This is a genomic window from Sabulicella rubraurantiaca, from assembly GCF_017355885.1.
GTDB classification, from domain to species: Bacteria; Pseudomonadota; Alphaproteobacteria; order Acetobacterales; family Acetobacteraceae; genus Roseococcus; species Roseococcus rubraurantiacus.
Genome location: NZ_JAFEUU010000007.1, coordinates 217451 through 226052 on the forward strand (window position 1 = coordinate 217451; position 8602 = coordinate 226052).

The following is an 8602-nucleotide window of genomic DNA, read 5'->3' on the forward strand; positions in this document are numbered from 1 at the left end:
GTTCCATGCACCCGCTCGACCCCATGTTCCGCCCCCGCTCCGTCGCCGTGGTTGGCGCCTCGGGCGATCCCGACAAGCTGGGCGGCCGCACCCTGTTCCATATCAAGGAGCTGGGCTTCTCGGGCCGCATCTACCCGATCAACGTGTCCAGCCGCGAGGTGCAGGGCCTGCCCGCCTGGCCCAGCCTACGCGATCTGCCGGAGGTTCCGGACTGCGCCCTCATCGTGCTGCCGGCCAAGCTGGTCGCGGCGGCGCTGGAGGATTGCGTGGCGAAGGGCATCCGCCACGTCCAGATCCTGTCCTCCGGCTTCGCGGAGGAGGGGGGCGAGGGCGTCGCCATGCAGGAACGCCTCGTCGCAATCGCGCGCGACGCCGGCATCCGCTTCACCGGCCCCAACGCCCTCGGCTCCATCAGCCCGCCCGATGGGTTCTTCGGCACCTTCTCCTCCCTGCTGGCGACGGCCCGGCCGGGACCGGGGCGCATCGGCGTCGCGACGCAGAGCGGCGCCTATGGCTCGCACATCTATGCGGTGGCGGGATTCCGCGGCCTGGGCATCAGCCGCGCCATCGCGACGGGCAACGAGGCCGATCTCGATGTCGCCGCCTGCATCGACTACCTCGCGGAGGATGAAGGCACCGCCGTCATCTGCGCCTCGCTGGAAGGGTGCCGGAATGGCGAGCGGCTGCGCGCGGCGCTGCTGAAGGCCGCCGCCGCGCGCAAGCCGGTGGTCGTCATGAAGGTGGGTCGGACGGAGGAGGGCGCTGCGGCCGCCGCCACCCACACCGGCGCCCTGGCGGGCGAGGACCGCGTGATCGACGCCGTGTTCCGCGAATGCGGCGCCTACCGCGCCTCCTCCATCGAGGAGATGCTGGACATCGCCTATCTCTGCTCCGTCGCGGCGGTGCCGCCGCTGCCGGGGGTGGGCATCCTGTCGGTCTCCGGCGGGATCGGCGTGCTGATGGCCGACGCGGCGGTGGAGGCGGGGCTGCCCGTGCCGCCCATGCCGCCGGAGACGCTGTCGCGCATCACCGAGATCCAGCCCGTCGCGGGCGGACGCAACCCGATCGACACCACGGCCCAGCTGAATGGCCGGATGCATGTCTTCGAAGGCATCAGCCAGGTGATGATGGAGGGCGCGGAGCTTGGCTCCCTCCTGTTCTATCTCGCCCATCTCGGCCGCAACGAGGAGCGCTTCCCGCCGCTGGAGCAGGCCATGGCCGCGCTGCGACGGCGCTTCCCCGATCGTCTCGTGGTCGCGGTGATGACCCATGTGGATTCCATCCGGCTGCGGCTGGAGGCGCTGGGCATCCCGGTCTTCGAGGACCCGACCCGTGCTGTCCGCGCCGTTGCCGCCGCGTCGCGGCTGCGCGACCTGCAGGCAGAGGCGGCCGCGCCCCCGGCACCGCGCCCCTCCGGCGTGCGGCTGGCGGGCGCGGGAAATGAGGCCGCGGCCAAGGCCCTGCTGCGCGAGGCGGGCCTGCCCGTTCCGCCCGAGCACGCCTGCGCGACGGAGGAGGCGGCTGCCGCGGCCGCCGATGCGCTCGGCTACCCGGTGGTGATGAAGATCCTGTCCGACGACATCCCGCACAAGACGGAGGTGGGCGGTGTCCTGCTCGGCGTCGCGGATGCCGATGCAGTGCGCGCCGGCTTTGCCGAGTTGATGCGCCGGGCTCGTGCGATGCGTCCGGAGGCAAAGCTGGACGGGGTGCTGGTCGCACCCATGCTGAAGGGCGGCGTCGAGACGATCATCGGCACGCAGCGCGATCCGGTCTTCGGCCCGATGGTGATGTTCGGCCTAGGCGGCGTGTCGGTGGAACTATTCGCCGACGTGGCCTTCGCCAGCGCGCCGCTGACGCCGGAGCGGGCCGGGGCGCTGGTGGATTCCGTGCGCGGCGCGCGGCTGCTGGGAGGCTGGCGCGGCGCCGCGCCCTGTGACCGTGCCGCGCTGGTTTCCGCCCTGGTCGCCGTGTCGGAGCTGGCGGCGGCGGAGGAGGGGATCGAGAGCGTCGAGGTGAATCCCCTTCTGGTGCGCTCCGACGGGGCTTTCGCCCTCGACGCGCTGGTGCGGGTGCGTGGCTGAAGCATGATCCGCCGGGACGGATTGCGCTTCAGCTGCTTCTAACCAGCAGGGCCGCGCCCGCCTTCTGCTCCGCGCGTCACGAGCAGGACAGCGTCAGGTGCTGCAGGAGTTGCGAAGTGTTCGGCAGCCCGGCCTGCATCGGCGCATACCCGATGGGGTGGAAGACCGGGCCGGCGCGCGACACCAGCACGGGGCCGGAGGGATCCACCGTGATGGGGGCGGGCGGGTTGAAGTGCAGCGTCACGTTGCGCGGCACGAAGTCGTTGGCGACGATGTCGAGGCGCACCCGGTAGACCATATGCCCGGACTCCATGCGCGGGATGATCGAGGCCCTGACCGCGCCGTCGCAAGCCCGCATGTCCTGGGCCTGCGCGGGCAAGGCAGCAACGGCCATCGTGGTGGCGAGGGCTGTGGCGAGAAGGGAGCGCATCGGTCGAGTCTCCTGCTGGGTTCCGATGCCTTCTCCGTGCCACCCAAGAGAGTGAAGGTCGAGGGACGGCGCGCCGATGGCGGCGATCGCCGCCGCCGATCAGGGCTTGCGCGGGCTCGGCTGCACGCTGGGATGCAGCTGCGCTTCCCGCAGCTCGGTCTCGCGCGCCACGCGCGTTTCGCCGGCTGCGGCGCCGCGCAGCAGGTATTCGCGGTCGAGCTGGTCGTTGGGCAGCAGGCGCTGCACGGTGAAAAGCCCCGGTGGAAGATGGGAGGCGCCGTGGCCGGTGATGAACTCGACACTCTGGCCGACGCCGAAGCGATGCATGGGCAGGGGCATGCGCGTGTTCCTTCAAAAGCAGAAGGGCGGCCCAAGGGCCGCCCTTCGAGTTTGGCGTCAAGCCTTGCGGATGGACGCCGCGGAGGTCTTTCCGCCCTGGCCGGCCTGGAGCTCGAACTCAAGCCTGTCGCCTTCACGGACATCGGTGAGGCCGGAGCGCTGCACCTCGGAGATGTGAAGGAAAACGTCCTTTGAGCCATCCTCGGGCTGGATGAAGCCATAGCCTTTGGTGGCGTTGAACCATTTGACGGTGCCGGTGGGCATAGGATGTTCCTTTCGGAACCAGAGTGCCGACCCGCGCGAATGCGGGACGGATCATCATCGAAAGGAGTGCGGATCGTGCCTCGACGCGTCCAGCGACGCGAAGTCTGCTAGCGAAAAGAGGGCGGCCGAACCAGTCGAGGCTGACCCATGCATCGTGAAGCAATAAGCCGTCGGACACAAGGGCGGCGTGCCGCTTGCGCTGAATCTTGGCGCATCGCCACAGTTGCTTCCTTCCTCCGCCGGGGGAAAAGGCTTCCACCAACCGGGCATGTCAGGCCAGAACTGTCCGTGATTGGAAGCGCTCCAAGGTGGCTCCCATGCGCGTCGTCGTAGCTCTGTTGCTGTTCTTCGCCGTCACACTTGGCGTCTTTGCGTGGTGGGGCCTGTACACCGTCGCCGGGCGCACGCGCTACGACGAGATGGACGGGCTTTACCCCCTTGGCGCGGGGCTGCTCGCCGGCTTCCTCGTCCTTGTCGCGTGCGGCGTAGGCTGGCTCGCTGTGCGCAGGTGGGCCCAGTGGCGTCGCCGATGATGAACCGCGCGAAGTCCGCCGCGCCGCCGGCGGATCACTGGTGGCTAGCAGCACGCGCCAGCATATTCGAGCGCGGCATTGATGTGGAGGCGCCGCACCCTTCCAGTGCAAGGCGCAGCGGGAGGAGCCAGGGCCCAGGTATGGGAGCTGCGGAGACGATGCTCTCGTCCCCGCGCTCAAGGCGTCAGGTTTGGAGTCAGGACGCCGAATGTTCCTTTTGAGACCCTGCTTTACGCCGGCCCGGACGAAGCAGGATCATGCCGGCCAAGCCGAGGCCGAGCAGTGCCATGGAGGCCGGTGCCGGGACCGGCACGGCGGCCTGGAGAGCCATGATGCCAAGGCCCCGTCCGTTCGGGACATGGGTTGCCGTGAAGTAGCCGCTGAAGCCGCAAACGCCGCCCCAGCCGCAGGTGCCGCCCCGGTCGGTGTTGAAGGCGCCGATGACGCTGCCATCAGCCGCGATCGTCAGCCGGCCATCGGACTCGGTATTGTTGAAGTAGATCTCGCCCGTGGGAATGGGCTTGCCCGGCGTCCCGACCAGCTTCAGGCCATAGTAGCCCTCGAGATCGGGTGGACGGGTGTTGTTCGTCCAGTCCGACAGCTGCGCATCGATGGCGATGGCGCTGCTGAACTGGTCGGGGCCGTAGAAGGTGGTGAAGGCCATATCGACCAGGCCCTTGGTCGTTCCGACGGCATCGTAGGGCGGCACGGCGAAATTGCCGGCGCTGATGGTGTAGCGCGAGCGGACGACGTTGTCGGCGAGGCGGAAGAAGCCGTCCGTTTGAAGGAATTCCGGCAAGGGCCAAGGCGGAGAGCCCGGCGGAGGACTGCCATATTCCGGGTTGTAGCTGGGTCCGAACCAAGAAGAGGTCTGGGTGAAGCTGAAGATCCAATCAGCCTTGGCCGAATTGGACACCGTGGCACCGCAGGCCGCCAGGAGCCCCCCCGCCAAGACTGCTGCAGAAACTCGCATCAGGCCTTCCTCCCCACACTGAGATCATGGCTTGGAATGATACCCTTGTCGGCTGGGCAAGCATACTCCCAGGTCGTGTGACCTGAAGGACAACCGTGCGCGAGCCATCGTGGATGCATTCGCACTTCCTTCCACCATTGCTTGAGCATCCAGCCATGAGGGTGTCGGGCTATGTGTGCGAAGGGAGCGCAAACCAAGGCTCGATGTGGGTTGTGCCCTGGCTGAGTTGCCTGGCGTGCGCGACACTTGGCCAGAAGATCAGCCGTCGCATGGAGGCACGAGGTAGTGCGGGTGCCGAGGCGCAGAAGCTGGATCCTGGCGGTTCTCGTCGCCACAAACCTGCACGCATGTACCAGGAAGGTGTGATCTTAGAGGGCGTTCACGCAGGGCTTCGCGTCATGAGCCAAGTGCCATCCGGCCCGGATGGCAGGCAAGCCATGGGCGCTCGCAAGGTTTGCAGCATGGTCTAGAATTAACTTTTCCTTAATTTGCCTGGCCGGTCTGTCCACGGGGACAATGTCTCCACATGCGCGGTGATTTACGGAGGCTGACAGGAGCCGTCCGAGGTCACCGTGCTGGAGGGGATGGAAATGGCGATTCAACAAGCCACGCAGCCGATGACGGCCGAGGAGAGGAAGGTGATCATCGCCTCCTCGCTCGGCACCGTCTTCGAATGGTACGACTTCTATCTGTACGGGTCGCTGGCGGCGATTATCGGGCTGAAGTTCTTCTCGATGTTCGACGAGACGACGCGCAACATCTTCGCGCTTCTGGCCTTCGCGGCGGGGTTCCTGGTGCGGCCGTTCGGCGCCCTGGTCTTCGGTCGGCTGGGCGATCTTGTCGGTCGAAAATACACCTTCCTTGTCACCATCGTGATCATGGGCCTCTCGACCTTCCTGGTCGGTCTGCTGCCCGGCTCCGAAAGCTGGGGCATCGCCGCGGCCATCATCCTCATCATCCTGCGCTGCCTGCAGGGCCTCGCCCTGGGCGGCGAGTACGGGGGCGCCGCCACCTACGTGGCGGAGCACGCACCGAATGGGCGGCGTGGCTTCTACACCTCCTTCATCCAGATCACGGCGACGGCGGGACTGTTCCTGTCGCTGCTGGTGATCCTGTCAGTGCGCTCCTTCCTCGGCGAGGAAGCCTTCCTCGATTGGGGCTGGCGTGTGCCGTTCCTGGTCTCCGTCTTCCTGCTGGCGATCTCGGTCTATATCCGCTCGCAGATGAATGAGAGCCCCGCCTTCCAGAAGATGAAGGAAGAGGGCAAGCAGTCCAAGGCGCCGCTCGGCGAGGCCTTTGGGCAGTGGAAGAATGCTAAGATCGCGCTGTTCGCGCTGCTGGGCCTCGTCATGGGCCAGGCGGTGGTCTGGTACACTGGGCAGTTCTACGCGCTGTTCTTCCTGGGCTCGGTGCTGAAGGTGGATGGGTTCACCACCAACATGCTGATCGCCTGGTCGCTCCTGCTGGGCTCGGGCGGGTTCGTGTTCTTCGGCTGGCTGTCGGACAAGGTGGGGCGCAAGCCAATCATCCTCGGCGGCTGCCTGCTTGCGGCGCTGACCTACTTCCCGCTCTTCAAGCTGATGAGCGCGGAGGCCAATCCGGCGCTGCATCAGGCGCACCAGAACATTCCGGTGCAGGTGGTGGTGAACAAGAGCAACTGCTCCTTCCAGTTCAACCCGACCGGCACGGCGCAGTTCACCTCCGCCTGCGACGTGGCCAAGGCGGCGCTTGCCCGCGCCTCGGTCAACTACTCCGTGGAGAACGAGGAGAACCGCGCCGGCGCGAGCGTGCGCATCGGCCCCACCCTCGTCGAGGCGCCGCAGCTTCGCGACATGCCGGCGCCGCAACGCGCGGCGGAAAGCGCCCGCTTCACCCGCGAGCTGGGCGCGGCGCTGACAGCGGCCGGCTACCCGGCCGCCGCCAACGATTCGGTGGTGCGGATGAGCGGGCCGTTCGACTTCTTCCGCGAGCAGCCGGCGGTGCTGATCGGCATCCTCACCCTGCTCGTGATCTACGTGACCATGGTGTACGGGCCGATCGCCGCGGCGCTGGTGGAGCTGTTCCCGACGCGGATCCGCTACACCTCCATGTCGCTTCCGTACCACATCGGCAATGGCTGGTTCGGCGGTCTGATGCCGGCCACTGCCTTCGCCATGATCGCGCAGACAGGCGATGTATATTACGGCCTTTGGTATCCGGTCGTCATCGCGCTGGCAACCGTGGTGATCGGTGCCTTGATGGTGCCGGAAACCAAGGACCGCGACATCTTCGCGGATGAAGGCGCGAGCGCGACGGTGCGACCGAGCTACCGCCCGGCCGAGTGACGCCCAGGCCATTGCTTGAAAGGGAAGGGGGCCGCAAGGCCCCCTTTCTTCGTGATTAGGTTCGAGAGGTTGAGTGACCTGAAGCGGTGCGGCTGCCGCGGAAGATGGGCGGCTGACCTGCCTACAGGCCTGAGCCACCTCGGGCCCTGCGGGTGTTGAGTGGCCCGACGACATCTGGACGGCGCACACGGCGCGGATCTCGATGCTGGACGATGTCTGCCTCGAGCCGGCGGTCGTGGCCTTTGCCTTCGCGTGGCTGAGGCGTCAGCGCTGGGAGGTGGGTGCCCGATGGAGGACAGCGGAACAGCAGCGATGCGCCTGCCGTGGCGAGCGCTGAAGGGTCCTGCCCCCAAACATCGCAGCCGCGACGAGGCCAAGGTGTTCCCGTTCAAGAGGGCTTCCACAATCTGTGCGCTTGCATCGGGGCCTCGCGATCTCACGCGCGAGCAGAAGGCAGTTGTGGCAGCAGGGTCATAGTGTCTGCGAAGGCGGAACAAGCCCGCGACTTCATGTGCGGGCAGAAGAAACGAGACGTACGACGCTCCGGCGGGATGATCCCTCCGGAGCGCGTGAGGCGCTTCCGCCTGGAAGCGCCTCATCCAAGCCTCATGCGGCCATCTTACGACGGCACGCCAAGCCCAAGCCGAGCAGCCCAGCACCGAGGAGCGCGAGGCTCGCCGGTTCGGAAACGGGGATGGTGAGGGCCTGGCCGCGGCTGAGCAGCTGGCCGCCCGGATCCAGCGTGAAATCGAACCCAAGCGTCATGGAGTAGGGAGATGTCAGGCTGGTCGCAGCCGACTGGTTCAAAGAGAAGCTGAACGGGGCGCCTGTCGGCGCACTGAAAGTGTCGGTGAAGAGCAGGGTGCCCGGCCGGTCATTGGGCGTCTGGCCACCCTGGTTGTTCGCATCGTCGGCGTAGTAGCTCAGCGTGATCGACTCCCCGGCATTGTTCTCCATCGTCCCGGAACCGGAGAGGAAAGCCAGTGGGCCGCCATTGAGGTAGTCGGTCGCACCCACCGAGACGTTGATGGTCTGGCTGGCGCCGCTGTTGTTGATGACCTGCAGCGAACTGCTGTTGAGGCTATCGGTGCCCGAGCCCGGGTTCCCAGGGACGCCTGTTGCGGTGCTGATCGAACCGAAGACGCTGACGCCGTTGATGATCTCAGGGGTGGAGGTGGTCCCGATCCCGAGAACCCCGACCGCTCCGTTGGTGTCGCAGAGGGCTTGGTCGGCACAGCTGAAGACCGTGCCACCGACATTGGCCGTCAGGATCAGATCAGCCTGGGCGCTAGGTACCGCCCCGAAGACGGCGCCAGCCACTGCGAGGGCTGGCAGCAGTGCTGCGGATTGTCTTGGCATGTGAGGCTCCTTCCCAAAACGGGTTGAGAAAGGTGCGGTGAGGGACTGATGCATCGCCCCTGTCATGAGCTGAAAAGCTAGTCTCCTCATGGTGGTCCTCCTGGGACCTGATGCAGTTTTTGTTTCCGCACCTTGTTGGAACTGGAAACATGCTCCTTGAGGTCGCGCGACTGGCCGAAGCTCGTCACGCGTTTGCAGGGACGGTCAGATCTCCTTGCGGCGCAGCAGGCCGAGACCGAGCAGGCCGAGGCCCATCAGGGCAAGGCCAGCCGGCGCAGGCACTGGCGTGAGGGTGGCCG

At 66.7% G+C, this 8602-nt stretch carries 9 protein-coding genes; 3 read left to right on the forward strand and 6 right to left on the reverse strand.

The genetic code is table 11. The features are described from left to right. Positions 1-5 precede the first annotated feature (5 nt). A complete protein-coding gene (locus tag JTJ31_RS14725; RefSeq protein WP_207539472.1) occupies positions 6-2081 on the forward strand; it encodes an acetate--CoA ligase family protein in 2076 nt (691 codons plus the stop codon). Between the two features lie 76 nt (positions 2082-2157). On the opposite strand, the gene JTJ31_RS14730 is transcribed toward JTJ31_RS14725, so the two are convergent. The 3 genes from JTJ31_RS14730 to JTJ31_RS14740 all read right to left on the reverse strand — a co-directional run bounded on the left by JTJ31_RS14730 (position 2158) and on the right by JTJ31_RS14740 (position 3114). Next, positions 2158-2511 (reverse strand): hypothetical protein, encoded by a 354-nt coding sequence (locus JTJ31_RS14730; protein ID WP_207539473.1) that lies wholly within the window; start codon positions 2509-2511, stop codon positions 2158-2160. A gap of 99 nt (positions 2512-2610) precedes the next feature. Then, the gene (locus JTJ31_RS14735; protein ID WP_207539474.1) at positions 2611-2850 is read right to left on the reverse strand and encodes a hypothetical protein; all 240 of its coding nucleotides are present in this window, start codon (positions 2848-2850) and stop codon (positions 2611-2613) included. Between the two features lie 57 nt (positions 2851-2907). After that, the gene (locus JTJ31_RS14740) at positions 2908-3114 is read right to left on the reverse strand and encodes a cold-shock protein (protein ID WP_207539475.1); all 207 of its coding nucleotides are present in this window, start codon (positions 3112-3114) and stop codon (positions 2908-2910) included. A gap of 317 nt (positions 3115-3431) precedes the next feature. Between JTJ31_RS14740 and JTJ31_RS14745 the strand changes: the two genes are divergently transcribed. After that, positions 3432-3647, forward strand: coding sequence for a hypothetical protein (locus JTJ31_RS14745; protein ID WP_207539476.1), 216 nt, complete (start codon positions 3432-3434; stop codon positions 3645-3647). Positions 3648-3843: 196 nt separating this feature from the next. Here JTJ31_RS14745 and JTJ31_RS14750 read toward each other — a convergent pair whose 3' ends face one another. Then, positions 3844-4620, reverse strand: coding sequence for a PEP-CTERM sorting domain-containing protein (locus tag JTJ31_RS14750; protein WP_207539477.1), 777 nt, complete (start codon positions 4618-4620; stop codon positions 3844-3846). A gap of 590 nt (positions 4621-5210) precedes the next feature. Here JTJ31_RS14750 and JTJ31_RS14755 point away from each other — a divergent pair. After that, positions 5211-6944 (forward strand): MFS transporter, encoded by a 1734-nt coding sequence (locus JTJ31_RS14755; RefSeq protein WP_328805751.1) that lies wholly within the window; start codon positions 5211-5213, stop codon positions 6942-6944. A gap of 606 nt (positions 6945-7550) precedes the next feature. Here JTJ31_RS14755 and JTJ31_RS14760 read toward each other — a convergent pair. Both JTJ31_RS14760 and JTJ31_RS25365 read right to left on the reverse strand, forming a co-directional pair. Next, positions 7551-8303 carry a PEP-CTERM sorting domain-containing protein gene (locus tag JTJ31_RS14760; protein ID WP_236020214.1) on the reverse strand — a complete coding sequence of 251 codons (753 nt, stop codon included), beginning with the start codon at positions 8301-8303 and terminating at the stop codon, positions 7551-7553. 204 nt (positions 8304-8507) lie between these two features. Then, on the reverse strand, positions 8508-8585 hold the full coding sequence (locus JTJ31_RS25365) for a PEP-CTERM sorting domain-containing protein (protein ID WP_408015420.1): 78 nt from the start codon (positions 8583-8585) through the stop codon (positions 8508-8510). Between the last annotated feature and the right edge of the window lie 17 nt (positions 8586-8602).

What these genes read in the sequence shown, in the direction of transcription:
- JTJ31_RS14740 (WP_207539475.1), bottom strand. Translation starts at nt 3,114, where the DNA reads ATGCCCACCGGCACCGTCAAATGGTTCAACGCCACCAAAGGCTATGGC.
- JTJ31_RS14730 (WP_207539473.1), bottom strand. Translation starts at nt 2,511, where the DNA reads ATGCGCTCCCTTCTCGCCACAGCCCTCGCCACCACGATGGCCGTTGCT.
- JTJ31_RS14750 (WP_207539477.1), bottom strand. Translation starts at nt 4,620, where the DNA reads ATGCGAGTTTCTGCAGCAGTCTTGGCGGGGGGGCTCCTGGCGGCCTGC.
- JTJ31_RS14725 (WP_207539472.1), top strand. Translation starts at nt 6, where the DNA reads ATGCACCCGCTCGACCCCATGTTCCGCCCCCGCTCCGTCGCCGTGGTT.
- JTJ31_RS14760 (WP_236020214.1), bottom strand. Translation starts at nt 8,303, where the DNA reads ATGCCAAGACAATCCGCAGCACTGCTGCCAGCCCTCGCAGTGGCTGGC.
- JTJ31_RS14745 (WP_207539476.1), top strand. Translation starts at nt 3,432, where the DNA reads ATGCGCGTCGTCGTAGCTCTGTTGCTGTTCTTCGCCGTCACACTTGGC.
- JTJ31_RS14755 (WP_328805751.1), top strand. Translation starts at nt 5,211, where the DNA reads ATGGCGATTCAACAAGCCACGCAGCCGATGACGGCCGAGGAGAGGAAG.
- JTJ31_RS14735 (WP_207539474.1), bottom strand. Translation starts at nt 2,850, where the DNA reads ATGCCCCTGCCCATGCATCGCTTCGGCGTCGGCCAGAGTGTCGAGTTC.